At 64.5% G+C, this 15,147-nt stretch carries 16 protein-coding genes; 7 read left to right on the top strand and 9 right to left on the bottom strand.

The window, feature by feature from the left end; all coding sequences use genetic code 11:
- Window positions 1-180 precede the first annotated feature (180 nt).
- The 9 genes from HCU76_RS26535 to HCU76_RS26500 form a co-directional block, all read right to left on the bottom strand.
- Window positions 181-1,158, bottom strand: coding sequence for an NAD(P)H-quinone oxidoreductase (locus HCU76_RS26535; protein WP_213957989.1), 978 nt, complete (start codon window positions 1,156-1,158; stop codon window positions 181-183).
- Window positions 1,159-1,172: 14 nt separating this feature from the next.
- Window positions 1,173-1,916, bottom strand: coding sequence for an Asp/Glu racemase (locus HCU76_RS26530; RefSeq protein WP_275946418.1), 744 nt, complete (start codon window positions 1,914-1,916; stop codon window positions 1,173-1,175).
- 21 nt (window positions 1,917-1,937) lie between these two features.
- Window positions 1,938-2,384 carry a thioesterase family protein gene (locus tag HCU76_RS26525; RefSeq protein WP_213957988.1) on the bottom strand — a complete coding sequence of 149 codons (447 nt, stop codon included), beginning with the start codon at window positions 2,382-2,384 and terminating at the stop codon, window positions 1,938-1,940.
- Window positions 2,381-3,586, bottom strand: a complete 1,206-nt coding sequence (locus tag HCU76_RS26520) for an FAD-dependent monooxygenase (protein ID WP_213957987.1) — start codon at window positions 3,584-3,586, stop codon at window positions 2,381-2,383. Before HCU76_RS26520 ends, HCU76_RS26525 begins: the two co-directional genes overlap by 4 nt.
- The gene (locus tag HCU76_RS37300) at window positions 3,583-3,843 is read right to left on the bottom strand and encodes a hypothetical protein (protein ID WP_345944757.1); all 261 of its coding nucleotides are present in this window, start codon (window positions 3,841-3,843) and stop codon (window positions 3,583-3,585) included. Before HCU76_RS37300 ends, HCU76_RS26520 begins: the two co-directional genes overlap by 4 nt.
- Entirely contained in the window at window positions 3,843-4,442 is a 600-nt protein-coding gene (locus tag HCU76_RS26515) for a VOC family protein (RefSeq protein WP_345944756.1), read from the bottom strand. The genes HCU76_RS37300 and HCU76_RS26515 overlap by 1 nt, the downstream gene beginning before the upstream one ends.
- Window positions 4,439-6,088 (bottom strand): AMP-binding protein, encoded by a 1,650-nt coding sequence (locus tag HCU76_RS26510; protein ID WP_371319906.1) that lies wholly within the window; start codon window positions 6,086-6,088, stop codon window positions 4,439-4,441. The genes HCU76_RS26515 and HCU76_RS26510 overlap by 4 nt, the downstream gene beginning before the upstream one ends.
- A gap of 80 nt (window positions 6,089-6,168) precedes the next feature.
- Window positions 6,169-7,140, bottom strand: coding sequence for a tripartite tricarboxylate transporter substrate-binding protein (locus tag HCU76_RS26505; RefSeq protein WP_213957985.1), 972 nt, complete (start codon window positions 7,138-7,140; stop codon window positions 6,169-6,171).
- 36 nt (window positions 7,141-7,176) lie between these two features.
- The gene (locus HCU76_RS26500; RefSeq protein ID WP_213957984.1) at window positions 7,177-8,451 is read right to left on the bottom strand and encodes an alpha/beta hydrolase; all 1,275 of its coding nucleotides are present in this window, start codon (window positions 8,449-8,451) and stop codon (window positions 7,177-7,179) included.
- A 237-nt stretch (window positions 8,452-8,688) separates the two neighbouring features.
- Here HCU76_RS26500 and HCU76_RS26495 point away from each other — a divergent pair, with 237 nt between their 5' ends.
- The 7 genes from HCU76_RS26495 to HCU76_RS26465 all read left to right on the top strand — a co-directional run bounded on the left by HCU76_RS26495 (window position 8,689) and on the right by HCU76_RS26465 (window position 14,966).
- Entirely contained in the window at window positions 8,689-9,381 is a 693-nt protein-coding gene (locus HCU76_RS26495) for a TetR/AcrR family transcriptional regulator (RefSeq protein ID WP_213957983.1), read from the top strand.
- Window positions 9,382-9,570: 189 nt separating this feature from the next.
- Window positions 9,571-10,497 (top strand): LysR family transcriptional regulator, encoded by a 927-nt coding sequence (locus tag HCU76_RS26490; protein WP_213957982.1) that lies wholly within the window; start codon window positions 9,571-9,573, stop codon window positions 10,495-10,497.
- A 130-nt stretch (window positions 10,498-10,627) separates the two neighbouring features.
- Window positions 10,628-11,590, top strand: a complete 963-nt coding sequence (locus tag HCU76_RS26485; protein WP_213957981.1) for a tripartite tricarboxylate transporter substrate binding protein — start codon at window positions 10,628-10,630, stop codon at window positions 11,588-11,590.
- Between the two features lie 12 nt (window positions 11,591-11,602).
- On the top strand, window positions 11,603-12,379 hold the full coding sequence (locus HCU76_RS26480; RefSeq protein ID WP_213957980.1) for an alpha/beta fold hydrolase: 777 nt from the start codon (window positions 11,603-11,605) through the stop codon (window positions 12,377-12,379).
- Between the two features lie 45 nt (window positions 12,380-12,424).
- The gene (locus HCU76_RS26475; RefSeq protein ID WP_213957979.1) at window positions 12,425-14,035 is read left to right on the top strand and encodes an FAD-dependent monooxygenase; all 1,611 of its coding nucleotides are present in this window, start codon (window positions 12,425-12,427) and stop codon (window positions 14,033-14,035) included.
- Window positions 14,032-14,448 (top strand): VOC family protein, encoded by a 417-nt coding sequence (locus tag HCU76_RS26470; RefSeq protein WP_213957978.1) that lies wholly within the window; start codon window positions 14,032-14,034, stop codon window positions 14,446-14,448. The genes HCU76_RS26475 and HCU76_RS26470 overlap by 4 nt, the downstream gene beginning before the upstream one ends.
- Window positions 14,445-14,966, top strand: a complete 522-nt coding sequence (locus HCU76_RS26465) for a hypothetical protein (RefSeq protein WP_213957977.1) — start codon at window positions 14,445-14,447, stop codon at window positions 14,964-14,966. Before HCU76_RS26470 ends, HCU76_RS26465 begins: the two co-directional genes overlap by 4 nt.
- The last annotated feature ends 181 nt before the right edge of the window (window positions 14,967-15,147 follow it).

Here is a 15,147-nt window from a genome sequence, read left to right as displayed (position 1 = left end):
ATGGTGCGTCAATTAATCGCTGCAACTTCGGTACGGGTGGTTACCCTCGCGCTGCACGCCAATGTCGGCCAGCGGGCGTTTCAAGCGCGGTTTTCGGGAGTTGCGAGCCTCCTGTTTGGAGGCATCGAACAGGCGAGAACGAAGGCGGGCGTGCTTCAGGGCAATCCGCTCAGCGAGGATTTACCAAGTCAAAGCCAGCTTGCCGATGTGCCCGTGGGACTGCATCAGCGCATGCGCATCGACAACCCGATCGAAGGGGAACTGCTGGTGAATGACAGGCACGAACCTCTTCTCCTCGAGCAAGGGCCAGACCACTTCCGACATCCCCCTGAGCACCGATCCCTTCGCTGCGGGAGACAGGGGGCGCAGCACGGAACCGAACAGCGACAGTCTCTTGCGCATGAGATCGACCAGGTCAAGCTCGACCTTGCGTCCGGCCAGCGCGGACACATAGACCATCCTGCCGTCGCGCGCGAGGACCTTGATGTTCTTCGGAAAGTACGAACCACCGATCATGTCGAACACCACATCGACGTGCTTCCTGACAGAGCCACCCGTGAGGACTTCTTCGAAGTCTTCCGAGCGGTAGTTGATGGCTCGCGTGGCGCCCTCCTCCTCGCATCGACGGCATTTCTCGTCGGTGCCAGCGGTGCAATAGACCTCCGCGCCCCAGGCCGTCGCCAGTTGGATCGCAGCGATACCGACCCCGCTCGATCCACCGTGCACGAGCAGTCGTTCACCGCGCTTGAGTGAAGCCTTGTCGAAGACGTTGAGCCATACCGTTGCGAAAGCTTCCGGCAGCACGGCCGCCTGCGCGAACGTCATGCCGCTCGGCATTGGCAGGCATTGAACTGCGGGCGCCGCCACGTACTCGGCGTATCCGCCCCCCGCCAGCAACGCGCAAACGGCATCGCCCTCCTTCAGGCTCACGACATCCTTTCCCACCTGCACGACTTCACCGGCGACTTCCAGGCCAAGGATGTCGGTCGTGCCCGGCGGCAAGGGGTACAGGCCGGCCCGCTGCGCAAGATCGGCGTGATTCATGCCGGCTGCGCGCACGCGAATGAGAACCTCGTCAGGCTCGGGCACGGGCTGCACGCGCTCGGCAAGGCGTAGGACTTCCGGCCCGCCTGCGCGTTCGACTTCGATGACCTGCATGATCGCTCCCGCGCCTATGCCAGCAACTTGCCGAAACCCGGCGTGGCCGCATCCAGCCCGAGCAAGTCCAGCATGTTGCGAACGGTGCAGACGGAGGTCGAGGTCACCGGAATGCCGAGCATGTCCTGTGCCTTCTGGATGGCTGGGATCGATTGCATCTGCACGCAGGCGGAAAGCACCACGACATCGACGTTGGCCGTATCGAGCCGCTTGACGTCATCGAGCAGGCGCATCGGATCCCGGCGCCCGACTTCGAGGTTGTCCGGAATCTCGAAGCTGACGCGATCCTGGACTTCGATGCCTTCGTTCTCGATGTATTCGACGACCTTGTCGGTTAGCGGCTTCATGTACGGCGCAAGCAGCGAGATGCGCCTGGCGCCGAGCGCCTTCAACCCATGGATCAAGGCGCCCGCAGAGGTCATGACCTTGGCGTCCGACTTGTTTTCATTCGCCACGCGCCTGAAATCCGATTCGACCTGGCGGTGATAGCCCAGCCCCTGCGCCATGATGGCCACCAGGCACGCCGTGCTCATCACATCGACGCGCGCGTCGGCCAGTTCCGCGGCGCAGCGCAGCCCCTCGCGGTTCATGGCGGCCAGTTCCTCCACCGTCACGCGATGCATGCGCATCCGGCTCGAGTGAAAGGAGAAACGTTCCGGCCGCAGCGCTTCGCGGGCGCGAAGCATGGCGGGAATCTCCGTTTCCATCGTGGTGTTTGAACTGGGAACGATCTGGCCAATACGAAAGAGAGTGGTCATGACAACGAATGCCTTCGGGAATCAGGTGTGGGTACGGAACGGGGCGAGCGCATCGAGCAGCGCGGGGGGAACGGGGGCGCGCACTCGCGCGTCGCGCCGGATGCAGATCGGAGAGAAGCGTGCGCTGAAGATCCGGGTACCGGCCTGGACCGCCTCGATGCGAAGGTCGTACCCGTGCTCCCGCACCTCGGGTACATCGAGCAGCATTTCGAACTCTTCCTCGGGCCAGAGCACCCGATGAAACTCGAGCGCCATGCCTTTGCAGGGTGTGTCGACGCCAAGGGCCTGGCGCCATGCGGCGGGATCTCCTTGCGCCAGTTCGGAAGCGAAGAGCGCCGCGGCATTCAGCACGTACTCCGTGAACTTCCCGGTGTAGACCACGCCGGCGGGGTCGCAGTCCGACCAGCGCACACGGCGACGAACGACGAAGGGCCGGCGTGAGACAACCGACTCGTAGCTGTCGATCATGCGACCTGCCCATGGGCTGCATCGGTGGACGAGGCGCCCTTGCTGCGTGCCGCTTCGATCTGTCGAACCAGTTCCGGATAGGCCTCCGCCAGGCGCTCGTCGCTCACACGCCCGGTCCGCGTCATGAATGCGTGGATGAACTCGTGCGGTGAATACTGGCGCATCCATTTCGCGATGTCCTCGTACCAGCGATAGGACTTTTCGGACGCGCCGATCAGCTTCGACTTTTCCTGGCCGCGTGTCTTTGCGAAGCGGCCGAGACGGTCCACGGGCGCCACGCCAGGGTCGTCGCCGTCGGCCACCAGCGCGTCGGCCAGCGCAATGGCATCGTCCATCGCGATGCGGGTTCCCGAGCCAATCGAGAAGTGCGCGCTCGTCTCCGCATCGCCTATCAACACGATGCGACCCGACGTCCAGTGCGCATTGCGGATGACGGGGAACTGCCGCCATGCAGAGTTGTTGGAGATCAATGGATGACCATCGAGCTCCGGCGCGAACACCTTCTCGAACAGCGCCTGGCGCTGGTCGGCCGACATCTCCGCCATGCCAAGGCGCTGCCAGGTGGCGTCATCGCACTCGGCCACGAAGGTGCTGTTCGACGGGCCATAGGGATAGTAGTGCGCGATGAACGCCCCGCCCTCGTATTCCCGAAACACCAGGGCGGCGGTTGCGAACGCCTTGCCGACACCAAACCACGCGAAATGATTTGTCAACGACTCGCGCGTCGTGCCCAACTCCCGCTCGTACGCTGCACGAACGACCGAGTTGATGCCGTCGGCTCCAACAACGACATCGGCGTCATCCAACCCGAACTGGCGCAGATCGTCGGGGTGCTGGATGCGCGTGCCAAAGCGGATGTCGACGCCAGCGCCGGTTGCGGCTTCCTGGAGCACGTGCAGCAGATCGATGCGTGCAATGGCGCCTCCGCCGGCGTTCGGGCGCTTCACCGCGATCGGCGTTTCCCTGGTCGTGATGATCTGGTGCGTCGTGAACGTCATCTTCGCGAGCATGGCGTTGTACGTCGCCTCGTCAGCAGCTTTCAGTCGGTTCAGGCCGGTCTCTGCCAGGACGACGCCGAAGCCGAAAGTCGAATCGGCAGCGTTCTGCTCGACTACGCTGACCTGCCAGTCCGGACAGCGCCGCTTCACGAGAATTGCCAAGTACAGCCCCGAGGGACCTGCTCCCACGATTGCGATCTTCATGATGCCGGCCTTTCCTCGCAGATGACCAGGTCGTCGTTGTCGAAGTGCTCGACGTGACCGACCAGGCCCCCGGTCAGGGCGCCGTGCCAGACCGCCGGCTTGAATCCCAATGCCTTGCGGTTCAACCGGATGTGCGTCGCTCCGTCCAGGCGGAAGTAGCCCAGCTTCGGACCACTCACCCTGAGAGAGTCGACGGTGCGCGCATGCTCGACCAGCGGCAGGAACTCCGGCACGTCGAGGACAAAGATGGCGGGCATCATTGCACCTCCATGTCTGCGGCCAGGCGCTCGCCCTTGCCGCGCCACACGTCGTCGATGGACGAAAAAACGGTTGTCCCTTCGCGGCTTGCGTTCTCGAGTGCGATGCCCGCTTCCAGCGTCCGGTTGGCGTCCGCGACATCAAGTTCAGTGAAGGGGCGAACCTGCCACGTGATCTCGAGCGAATAACCGTTGGGATCGTTGAAGTAGATCGATTCGATCACCTCGTGCCGGATCTGATAGTTGACCTTGAGTCCGGCCCCTTCGATCTTCGCGCGACATGCCAGGAGATCCTCCCGCGTCTCCACGCGCCAGGCGGTATGCGTGGCGCGGTAGCGATAGTCGTCGCGGGCGGTGGCGAACTCGGGCGCCTCGGTTCCAATGTAGTAGAAGAAGGCGATCGTGCTGCCCGTTCCGCTGTCGAAGAAGAAGTGGAGGAAGTCGGCATGGTCCTCCGGCCCCCAGCCCCGTGCGGAGATGGCATGCACCAGCGGCAAGCCAAGCAGGTCGCGATAGAAGTGAACGGTTTCTGCCAGCTTCCAGGTCGGGCGCGCCGTGTGGTGGACGCCCACGAGCGGAAGTCCTGAGGTGGGAATCATGTTGAGCTCCTTGCTTCGGAATGGTTGTTCGCGGCAACGCCCCGTTCGGCTGCCAGTTTGTCGACGATGACCTGCCTGAGCAGCGGTTTGCTCAACTTGCCGGTCTTCGTGAGGGGAAACTCGTCCAGGACCTCGATACGTTCTGGCCACTTGAACTTGGCGACACCAACTTCGCTGAGGAAGGCGCCGAGGTCTGCAACGCTCGGGGCCTCATGGCCTTCCCGGACGACCATGAAGGCACACACCCGCTCGCCGAAGACAGGGTCGGGCATGCCGACGACAGACGTCATGGCCACTGCCGGGTGGCGCGAAACGACACCTTCGACTTCTTCGCAGTTGATCTTCTCGCCGCCGCGGTCCACCACGTCCTTGGTGCGCCCGCAGAATTTGTAGTAGCGCTGGCCCTCGATGTCCCGGAACAACATGAGGTCTCCGGAACGGTAGAAGCCGCTTCGCGTGAAGGTCTCCTTGTTCCGCTCCGGCGCGCGGTAGTAGCCATGGATGGTGTAGGGCCCAGCGAACGCACATTCGCCTTCAACGCCTTCTTCCAGGATCTCTTCCTCCGTTCCGATCCGGAAGAGCTTGACCTCGTCGTGCGGAGAAACAGGTCGGCCCACCATGGAATCGCGTACGACTTGCGGCTGGTCATCCCGCGTCATCATGATGACACCCTCGGTCATTCCGAAGATGTGGTAGGCGGGCACGCCGAGGATGCTGCGTAGCCTCGGCGCACCGGTCGACGAAACGACGCCGCGCAACTGCTTCACCGGCATCTGGCCGGACTCGATGGCCGGACGCAGCTTCTCGAGGATCGGCCCACCCAGGACTGCCCAGGTTGGCAGGTAACGCTGGAAGATCGCCGTGAGCGATGCAGGCTGCAGATCGCTCGCCACCGTGACGGCACCACCGGTCAGCAGGAAGGGACCGAAGCAGCATCCCATGTTGAGGTTGTGCATCATGGGCAATGGCATGAACAGCACGTCGTCGGCCCGGTAGCCGTTGAACTGCGCGACCGCGCGCATGTTGTAGAGGTATTCGTTGTTGAAGCGCGGAATGATCTTGGGAACACCGGTCGTGCCACCCGACAGCTGGAACACCGCCACCTGGAATGGGTCGAGTTCGACATTTGCCAGCGCACGGCGCGCCACGTCCAGCGGCATTGCATCGATCATCGAATGCATGCCATGCGCATCGGAACGCGCCACGCCTCGGGCCTGGATGATCCATTTCAAGCCCGGAACCCGGGACCGCATCTGCTGCGCAAACGCCACGTCGTCGAACTTGCCGTCGTCGCCCTGGACGAAATGCGCGCGTGCTCCGCTGAGGCCCGCCAGGTACCCGATCTCGTGCTCACGGTGCGCAGCGAGCGTCGCAACCGGAATGAGGCCTGCCTTGAGGCAAGCGACGAATCCGATCACGAGCTCGTTGGAATTGGCAAACTGGAAGATGACCCGATCCAGTGTGCGCAGGCCCAAGGCGAGAAGAGCCGCCGCAAACCGGTCCGTGATGTCGTCAAGCTGCCGATACGTGAGGTCCCCTGCGCTCCCGCAGAGCGCCGTGCGATCGGCATGATTGGCGAATGACGCTCGGAGCCCGTCGGCCAGCGATTCATGTGTCAGCGCGCCGGCCTCGAGATAGCGTTGCAATCGCTCGATCGGGGGATAGACGACGCCTTCGATGGGCGAGGCGACGCCGATGCGGCGGGAGACGTTCGTTGCAAGAGTGTTCATTCCGGGATTGCTCCGATCGATTTGACGACGCCGCCAAACAGCGCCTTTTCACGTTTGACAAAGGCCTGTGCAGCCGCCACCGAGCCGGGCGTTGCGTAGGTTCCGAATTCCGCGAACTTCGCTGTCACGTCAGGCATTTGCAGCGCGGCGTTGAGCTCTGCGTTCAGTCGCTCGACCACGGGCTTCGGCGTGCCCTTGGGAGCGGCGATCATGAACCAGCCATAGACGTTGAGGCCCGGCACCGTGTCCTGCGCGAGTGGAATGCCTTCCAGCCCGGGCAAGACCTTGTCGGAAGCGACTGCGAGTGCGTGCAACCGGCCCGACTTGACCAGTTGCAACAACGGGCCAACCCCATCCGTGTACATCGAGATGTCGCCCGAGACGACGGCCTGCACGCCTTGCCCGGTCGTGGCAAAGGGAACCTGCTGGAAGTGCGTTCCGGTCTTCATGGCCAGCAGCTCGTTCGCGAGGTGCGGGATGGACGTGCGCTGCGGGTTGCCGATCGACACCTGGTCGGGCGCTGCCTTAGCCGCCTTGATCGCCTCTGCCAGCGTCCTGGCCGCGAACTTGGGCCCTGCGACGAACAGCATGGGCGTGACGCCGAGCACGGCCACCGTTTCGTAGTCGCGCTCGATGTCGTACTTTCCTTCCTTGTAGGTCAGCGGCGTCACCGTGGCAACGGCCGCGTGGACGAGCGAGAAGGTGTAGCCGTCGGCGGGCGACTGCCTGAGCTGGTTCATCGCGAGGATGCCCCCAGCACCCGGTTTGTTCTCGACGATCACGGGCTGCCCCATTGCCAACGCCAGCTTGTTGCCGATGATGCGGGCGATGGTGTCCGGCGCGGTACCGGGCGCGGTTGGAAGCACCATCTTCATGGGCTTGGTGGGAAAGGCTTGCGAGAACGCAGGGACGCATTGCAGCGTCAACGCGAGCGCACAGGTCCATCCGGCGAGGTGGTTTCTTTTCACGGAGTCTCCTGAATTCATCGGGATGCGGCGGCCCTGTCAGGCCATTGCCTCTTCTCGCAGCCACGACTGGACTGCACGACCGACGGCAACCTGCCCGGACTCCTCGCCCTCCACGAGCGGCATGCCGTGGTGATTGCCGCGAATCTTCTGGCGCGACTTTTCTGTCGTTCCAAGGGATTCGAAGATGGCATCCATGTCGGAGGGAAAGGCTGCCTGGTCTCCCGTGTACTCGAGCATCAAGGTCGGCAGCCGGAGTTCCTGGCCGCACTTTTCGAAGCTTGCGTTCGAGCTGAGGCCCGACCAGGTCGAAAGCCACGACTCGGGCGTGACCAGCCGTGCAAAACCGACGCTCCCGAGGTTCGATGTGAACGGGTCCTGGCCCCAGAGCGTCCCGACGTCGCGATCGGAGGGGTCGAGGCTCAGATCCCAGCAGCGCAGGTCCGCGTCGGTGCGCCACACCGGAAAGATCGGCGTGTGGGCGACCTTGCGCCGCAATGCGCCCGGGAGGGTTGCGTCTGGCCCATAGGCCTTGAGCTCCTTTCGCGCCGCGGCACGTTCCCGCAGAAGGGTCCTGGCGTGTGCGTCGATGCGCTCGACCCGAGCGCGCTGCGCCGCACGGTAGCGCGTTGCGAATTCGGAAGCGTAGGAAGACGATGCCGGCGCAGCACGATAGCCGTTGATGGGGTCGAAGGGATCCAGGGCTTCATCGACCGACATCGGATCGCGCTCGTCGGTCACCGAGGCATCGATGCAGTTCATCAGCAGCTTGCCTTGTCCCGGATGAGGCGACACGAAGATCAGCCTGTCCGGGGGTGGCATGTCGGCTGCCGCCAGCTTGACCGGACGGCCTCCCGGCGTGGCAGCGAGCCGTTCGGCGGGGGCGCGCAATGCCTGCTGCGTATAGAAGGCATAGAGGCCAGCGCCGCCAGAGTTGCCGAGCAACACCACTTCCTCGAAGCCAAGCGTGCGCAGGTGCGCGACGCCCGCTGCGACATCGAGCAGTGCAACCTCGTGTTCCAGGCGCAGGTCGTTGCCGATCGATCGCGGCGCCTGCACCCAGCATGCGCATCCCGCATCGAGCACGTCTGGCACCAGGTAAGGGGTACCCGAGAACTCCCGGGGGTGCATCAGGCACACGACTGTCTTCTCCTTGCCGGTCAGCGAGTAGAGGAAGCCCAGCGTGCGCTGGTTGTCGGCTGTTCGCAAGCCGTGCGGCCTGACGTTGTAGGGCCGGTCCATCCGGGCCGGGTTCCAGCCGGCGCCTCTCAACCCTGCAGTTACTTTGGCCTTCGCTCTGGGAGCTTCGATCATGCTGTTGTCTCCGTTAATTAACTACGCATTAATTAAATGTAGGGCAAAATTAATGGTGCGTCAAACAGGCAGAAAGCCCCTATGAAGACATCAGGCAAGACATTGAACCCAGTGCCCTCCGCCGTGCCGGCAGGGCGGAAACCACGGGCGCCGAAGAGCGGGATCGAGACGCCGGCAGTACCGCGTCGGCGCGGCCGTCCGAGCAAGGTCGATGGCCTCGATCCTTCGGTCACTCCGATGATTTCGAGGGAAGAGATCCTCAACAAGGCTGTCGAACTGGCGATGGTGGAGCCGCTCAACGAGTTGTCGATCGTCGGACTGGCGCGGCACTTCGGCGTGACGCCCGCCTTGATCCACTACTACGCCGGCAGCAGGGATGAGTTGATCTCCGGGGTGATCAACCGGTACTTCATGGACCGCGTCCAGCAACTGCGTCCGCTGACCAAGGAGAACTGGCGCAGCAACATGGAGGATCACGCCCACGCGATCTTCGACGTCATGAGGAAGTACGGCGGCGTACTGCGCTACCTCATGTCCCACAACCGCTTCCGCCTCTTCCAGCAGGTGGGCCCCGGCGAAACTGACTACGGGATGGTTTATCTCAACAGGATTGCCAGCATTTTCAGGGCGGGAGGCTTCACGCCGGAACAATGCGCATTGGGCTACCACCTGTTCATGCAGTACGTCATGACTTCCGCATACGCCGAGGTCAATCGCCAGTTGCCGGCGGAGCATGGCGAGTACATCCGCAGCCGCATCCGGATGACCTCGGAAGCGGAGTACCCTGACGCGCACTTCTTCGCCGAGGCGTTCTCGAAGGTCGACACGAAGACGGCCTTCGACGCGGGCCTGAAACTTCTGCTTGATGGCATGGAGCGTTGGCTCGCGCAGCCGGCCAAACGCGCGACGGGTCAGCGCGCTCGGAATTGAGCGATGACACGGAGTTCGCCCCGGTTCCGATGGGAGCGCCTACGCCGGGAAGTGGACTCTCCGACTTGAAGGGCACGGTGCCTGACGCGAGCCGCATCGCGAGCGTCGAGTACAGACTCTGAATGCTGTCATTCACGACTGTTCCACGGCGCTCGCGATTCGGAAAAGTGAACAGGCTACGATTGCCGCATGGACCTGCGTCAACTCCGCTACTTCGTCGCACTCGCTACGCAGCAGCACTACGGCAGGGCAGCAGGCGTCCTGCATGTGACGCAGCCCGCGCTTAGCCGTCAGATACAGTTGTTGGAAGAGGAACTCGGCGTACGACTATTCGAGCGTCACGCGAGGGGCGCCGCCCCAACCGAAGAAGCACTCCTGTTGCTCGAGCGCGCGGTATTCCTGCTGCGTTACGCGGAGCAGATGAAGACCGACCTTGTGGTGCGCCAGCGCGAACCGCGCGGGCCCGTGGCTGTAGGCCTGTCGCCAGGGCTCGCTCAGCAGCTGACCGTGCTGCTCACCAAGGCCGTACTCGAGCGTTTTCCCGACGTGCGCCTGCGCATCATCGAAGGCTTTGCACCCTCGCTGCAGCAAATGCTGGCGCAAGGCGAAGTGGACGTCGCTTTGCTGATCGAGCCTGTGGAGCGAGCGAACGTGCAGAGTATCCCGCTGATGAAAGAACAGGTCTGCCTGATTGCACGGCATGACGACGCGCGCTTTTCCAGGTTGAAAAAGGTTCGAGTGCGCGACCTCGATGGCGTGCCGCTGGTGATGACGGGCCGGATCAAGTCGGGCGTGAGGCTCGAGCTGGAGGTGGCAGCCGCGCGCGCAAAGATCGAGCTCAACCAGGTGGTCGAAGTCGAGACGGCCGAAGTGGCACGGCGGCTGGTCATGGCCGGCGTTGGCGTCACGGCCCACTTCGCCGCTGCCGTGCAGGAAGATCTGGACGCCGGCCGGCTGCGGGCCATTCCCATCGACGGGTTGTTCCTGCATCGCGTGATCGCCCGCGCGTCGGACCGCCCCGCATCGCGGGCCACCGAGGGCGTGATGGAGGTGCTGCGAGAAGCAATCGAGGCGCATGTGCGCGAGGGACGCTGGCCCAACGCCACCCTCGCCTGATCAGAGCGCCGATGCCGGCGGCTTATCGACCCGATCAGAAGATGTGCTTGGACGCGCTTGCCGGCCGCCCCTAACCTTGTGCCTCTCCTGAACCGCCTGGTTGCAGGAATCACAAGAACAGGAGACAAGCATGCTTCAAGACCGCAGGTCCTTCATCGGCGCACTGGCCGCCACGGCATTGGTGCCTCGCGGGGCGCAGGCCCAGGGCTCACAGCCGCTTCGCATTGTGGTGCCTTTTTCTGCCGGCAGCGGCACCGACATCACGGCGCGCATCCTCGCCGACGCCATCACCAAGGGCACGGGGCGGCCCGTGATCGTGGACAACAAGGCCGGCGCGGGGGGGTCCCTGGGCGCCCTCGAGGTGGCGCGCGCACGGCCGGACGGCAACACGGTCCTCTACACCACCGGCGGCTTCACGACGAACGCGGTGCTGATGAAGAAGCTGCCCTTCGACTCGATTGCCGATTTCACGCCGGTGACGCGCCTCACGCGCTCGTCGGGCTTCGCTCTGCTGGTCAGCGACAAGTCGCCGTACAAGACCATCGACGAGTTCATCGCTGCCGCCAAGGCCAAGCCGGGGTTCCTCAACTTCGGTTCGTCTGGCGTGGGCAACACCACGCATGTCATCGGTGTGCTGTTCTGCAAGGGCGTGGGCGTGGACCTGGTCCACGTTCCTTTCAAGGGCACGCCGACCACGGACCTGATCGCCGGAACGGTCGACTGCGCTTTTCTTTCGCCTTCGGTCGCATACCAGCAGATCAAGGCTGGGCAACTGCGCGCGCTGGGCATCTCGGGCACCACGCGATCCACGCTGTTCCCCGAGGTACCCACCTTCGCCGAATCGCGCCTGAATGTGCAGGACATCCCGGCCTGGAGCGGCGTGTGGGCACCCGCCAAGCTGCCGGCCCCGCTGTTGGAGTCCCTGCACCAGACCATGGCCAATGCCGCTCAGGCACCCGCCTTCGTCAAGTTCGCCCACGAGAGCGGTGCCGAGCCGGACGGCCAGCGCCCGGACGCTTTCAAAGCCTATGTCACTGCGGAGATCGAGCGCTACCACCAGCTGCTGCCCCCGCTGGGCATCGAGATGAGCTGAAGGGGCGTGACCTTGTCGGACACTCTGGAACTGAACGAGACACGCACTGCATACGAAGTGGAAGGCAGCGGGCCACCCCTGCTGCTGCTGCACGGCGCCGAAGGCAGCAGGCGGCAATTCGCACTCGTCCGGCCCGCGCTCGCCGAGCACTTCACGGTCATCACCTACGACCAACGCGACTGCGGTGACACCGCCAATCCCGAACAACCCGCCACCCTGGCGATGCTCGCCGACGATGCCAAGGCGCTGCTAGATGCGCTGGGCCATTCGACGGCCCATGTGTTCGGCACCTCTTTCGGTGGACGTGTCGCGCAGGCCCTGGCAGTGCGGCAGCCGGATGCGATCCGGCGTTTGGTGCTGGGCAGCACCTGGCCGCTCCAAGCGTCGCTCGCGCAGGCCAATCCTGAAGTAGCGCAAGCGCTGGCACGGCTGCGCGGCGAGCTGCCCGAATCGGCGGTGCAGATGGCTGAATACTTCTACCCGTCGGCCTACCTACAGGCGAATCCGGTCGCCCGGCGTCACTTTGCTTCGGCGCCAGTACGTTCGGCGCGTTCCGAACGGCGGGCCGCGGCCACAGGCGAAATGCCCAACCTGGACATCAGCCGCATCGCGAAGCCGACGCTGCTGATCGCCGGTGCGCTGGATCGTGTAGTGCCCACCGCACTCACCCTAGCCCTGGCCCAAAGCATTCCTGGCAGCCGAAGCATCGTGCTGCCCGACGTGGGCCATCTGGCCGTGACCCAGGCGCCGGCTTTGGTGGCCCGGCACCTGATCGAATTCCTGGCCTGAGCGCCTGAACCTGTGTGCGCCACGTGGCGCCTGGAGACCTGACACATGCTGGAGATTCCCGTCCTGATCATTGGTGGCGGCCCTGTGGGCCTCACCGCTTCTGTCTATCTGTCGCACTTCGGCGTCGACTCGCTGCTGATCGAGCGCCATGAAAGCACGGCCACGCTGCCCAAGGCCCGTGCGCTCAATGCCCGCACCATGGAGATGTACCGTCAGATCGGCCTCGAAGACGCGATTCGCGCCGTCGCGATGCCCGCGCGGTTCAATGGCATGGTGATGTGGGCAGAGAGCCTTGCCGGACGCGAGATCAATCGGCTGGTCCCCACGCGCGGAGCAGCCAGCCAGGCGTACTCGATCACGGGCAACTGCGGCTGCTCGCAGGACGTGCTGGAGCCGGTGCTGCGCCACCGGGCCGAAGCCGATGGCCCGGGACGTATACGCTTTGGCACAGAACTGGTCGGGTGGCACGTCGAAGGCGATGGCGTGCGTGCACGCATCCGCGACCGCGAAGGACGGGAACAAGACGTCCGTGCCCGTTACATGATCGCGGCCGACGGGTCGCAGAGCCGCATCCGGCGAGAACTGGGCATCGAGCGCGACGGCGAGCGCGACGTGTACGACAGCGTCAACATCCATTGCCGGGTCGATCTTACGCCCTGGGTGACCGAGCGGCCCGCCGGGCTGTACCTCATCGAGCAGCCGGAACTGCGCGGCACTTTCATGACCATCAACGGCACCGATCGTTGGGGCTTCCTCGTCACCTCGCTGGCGCACTACGGCTATACGCCCGAGCAGTTCACTCCCGACTTTTGCGTCGAGATCATTCGCCGGGCCGTGGGCGCCGGCGACATCGCGGTCGATGTGCTTGGCGTCGGCGCATGGAAGGCCTCGGCGTTGGTCGCCCAGCGCTACCGCGCAGGGCTTGTGCTGCTTGCCGGCGACGCGGCGCACGAGATGCCACCGACCGGCGGCTTCGGCCTGAACACCGGCGTACAGGACGCCCAGAACCTGGCGTGGAAACTGGCGGCTGTCGTCAACGGCGAAGCTGGCGACGCCTTGCTGGACACCTATGACACCGAGCGGCGGCGCGTCGGGCAGGCGGTGACGCAGACGAGCCTCCTGAATGCACTGTCGATGGGTCGCACGGCTCGCCAAGAGAAGGCTGTCCTGCCTCGCAAGGAATTCCTCAACGAGGTCGGACTGATCTTCGGTGCCAACTACGCCGCCGGGGCCGTGATGTCTGACGGAACCGAACACCATGTCGAAGACCCGGTGCTGCAGTACGCGCCCAGTGCAACGCCGGGTTGCCGCGCGCCGCATGTGGCACTCGCACCGGACGAACACACCCAGTCCACGCTCGACTACCTGGGTCGCGGGTTTGTGCTCCTGACGGCGCCCCGGGGTATGGCGTGGCGCGATGCGGCGGCAGGGCTGTCGCCGCCGCGCATCGAATGCGTGGTCATCGGCGACGAACGCCAGAAGGACGGCGTCGACTGGCTGCAGGCCTACGGCATCGACGCAGACGGTGCGGTGCTGGTACGGCCGGACGGCCACGTGGCCTGGCGTTCGCGAGGCGGCGCAAAATACGCGGCTGGAGTTCTTGGCAACGCGATGGACACGGTGTTATGCCGTGCCACGCAGGGAAGCACCGCATGATCGCCAACGTTTCGACACTCCATCACTTCACGGTGGGCTGCGCACCCGCCGACCTTCCGGTGCTGCTCGCGTTCTATACCCGCACACTCGGCTTGACGCAGGGCTATCGGCCGAACCTGCGGTACCCGGGTTACTGGCTCTACGCCCGCGGCCATGCCCTCGTGCACCTGAATGCATTGCTGAAGGAAACGCCGGCGCGTGGCGGCGGCGGACTCGACCACATCGCGCTGGTGGCACACGGGCTCCTGTTGACCCGCGAGTCGCTTCATTCCGCGGGCATCCATTTCGATGAGTCGCCGTTGAAGGGGACGCACCTGCACCAGGTCTTCCTCGAGGATCCGCTGGGCCTGAAGCTTGAGTTGAACTTTGACCTGGAGGCCGAAGGACTCCTGGCCGCGCCGTCGTTGCCATGAAGACCTCGCCGTCGGCCACAGAGGCGGCCTGGCGTACGCCGGCGGAACGGATGTTCATCGCGCGGGACGTGAGTTTTCGCAGCGGCGAGACCTTGCCGGAACTGCGGCTCAGCTACACGGTGCTTGGCAATCCCGCAGGCGCTCCGGTGCTCGTGCTGCACGGCACAGGCCGCGGCATGCTGTCGCCGGAGTTCGGTGGCCAGCTCTTCGGAGCCGGCCAGCCGCTGGATGCAGCCACGCATTTCATCGTGTCGGCGGATGCCATCGGTCATGGCCGCAGCATCAAGTCCTCGGACGGGCTGGGCACCGGCTTTCCGCGCTATGGCGACGAGGACATGGTCGACGCACAGCACCGGCTGGTGACCGAAGGCCTCGGCCTGCACAAGCTGCGCGTAGTGCTAGGGCGTCCATGGGCGGCATGCACGCGTGGCTGTGGGGGGTGCGCCATCCGGATGTTATGGACACGCTCATTGCGCTCTGGTCGCAGCCCGCGCCGATGTTGGGCCGCAACTGGTTGATGCGGCGCGTGATGAATCGATGCCATCCGGAATGATCCGCAATGGCAGGAGGGGCAGTACACCGAGCAGCCGCCCGCAGCCCGCGCCGGGGGGGAAGCCTTCAATGTGGCATCAATGGCGGCACGCTGGCCATCGTAGAGGCCGCGCCCGACCGCGAGGCTGCCGACCGGTGGCTGGCTGT

It is taken from the genome of Variovorax sp. dw_308 (assembly GCF_019207085.1).
GTDB lineage: Bacteria > Pseudomonadota > Gammaproteobacteria > Burkholderiales > Burkholderiaceae_C > Variovorax.
Note: the sequence above shows the minus strand (reverse complement) of the source record. Positions and strands in the feature narration are given on the sequence as shown.

Bases quoted from the DNA above. Each gene is read 5' to 3' on its own strand.
- HCU76_RS26535 (WP_213957989.1), bottom strand. From the start codon at position 1,158: ATGCAGGTCATCGAAGTCGAACGCGCAGGCGGGCCGGAAGTCCTACGC.
- HCU76_RS26490 (WP_213957982.1), top strand. From the start codon at position 9,571: ATGGACCTGCGTCAACTCCGCTACTTCGTCGCACTCGCTACGCAGCAG.
- HCU76_RS26495 (WP_213957983.1), top strand. From the start codon at position 8,689: ATGATTTCGAGGGAAGAGATCCTCAACAAGGCTGTCGAACTGGCGATG.
- HCU76_RS26465 (WP_213957977.1), top strand. From the start codon at position 14,445: ATGAAGACCTCGCCGTCGGCCACAGAGGCGGCCTGGCGTACGCCGGCG.
- HCU76_RS26485 (WP_213957981.1), top strand. From the start codon at position 10,628: ATGCTTCAAGACCGCAGGTCCTTCATCGGCGCACTGGCCGCCACGGCA.
- HCU76_RS26515 (WP_345944756.1), bottom strand. From the start codon at position 4,442: ATGATTCCCACCTCAGGACTTCCGCTCGTGGGCGTCCACCACACGGCG.
- HCU76_RS26520 (WP_213957987.1), bottom strand. From the start codon at position 3,586: ATGAAGATCGCAATCGTGGGAGCAGGTCCCTCGGGGCTGTACTTGGCA.
- HCU76_RS37300 (WP_345944757.1), bottom strand. From the start codon at position 3,843: ATGCCCGCCATCTTTGTCCTCGACGTGCCGGAGTTCCTGCCGCTGGTC.
- HCU76_RS26525 (WP_213957988.1), bottom strand. From the start codon at position 2,384: ATGATCGACAGCTACGAGTCGGTTGTCTCACGCCGGCCCTTCGTCGTT.
- HCU76_RS26470 (WP_213957978.1), top strand. From the start codon at position 14,032: ATGATCGCCAACGTTTCGACACTCCATCACTTCACGGTGGGCTGCGCA.
- HCU76_RS26530 (WP_275946418.1), bottom strand. From the start codon at position 1,916: ATGACCACTCTCTTTCGTATTGGCCAGATCGTTCCCAGTTCAAACACC.
- HCU76_RS26500 (WP_213957984.1), bottom strand. From the start codon at position 8,451: ATGATCGAAGCTCCCAGAGCGAAGGCCAAAGTAACTGCAGGGTTGAGA.
- HCU76_RS26475 (WP_213957979.1), top strand. From the start codon at position 12,425: ATGCTGGAGATTCCCGTCCTGATCATTGGTGGCGGCCCTGTGGGCCTC.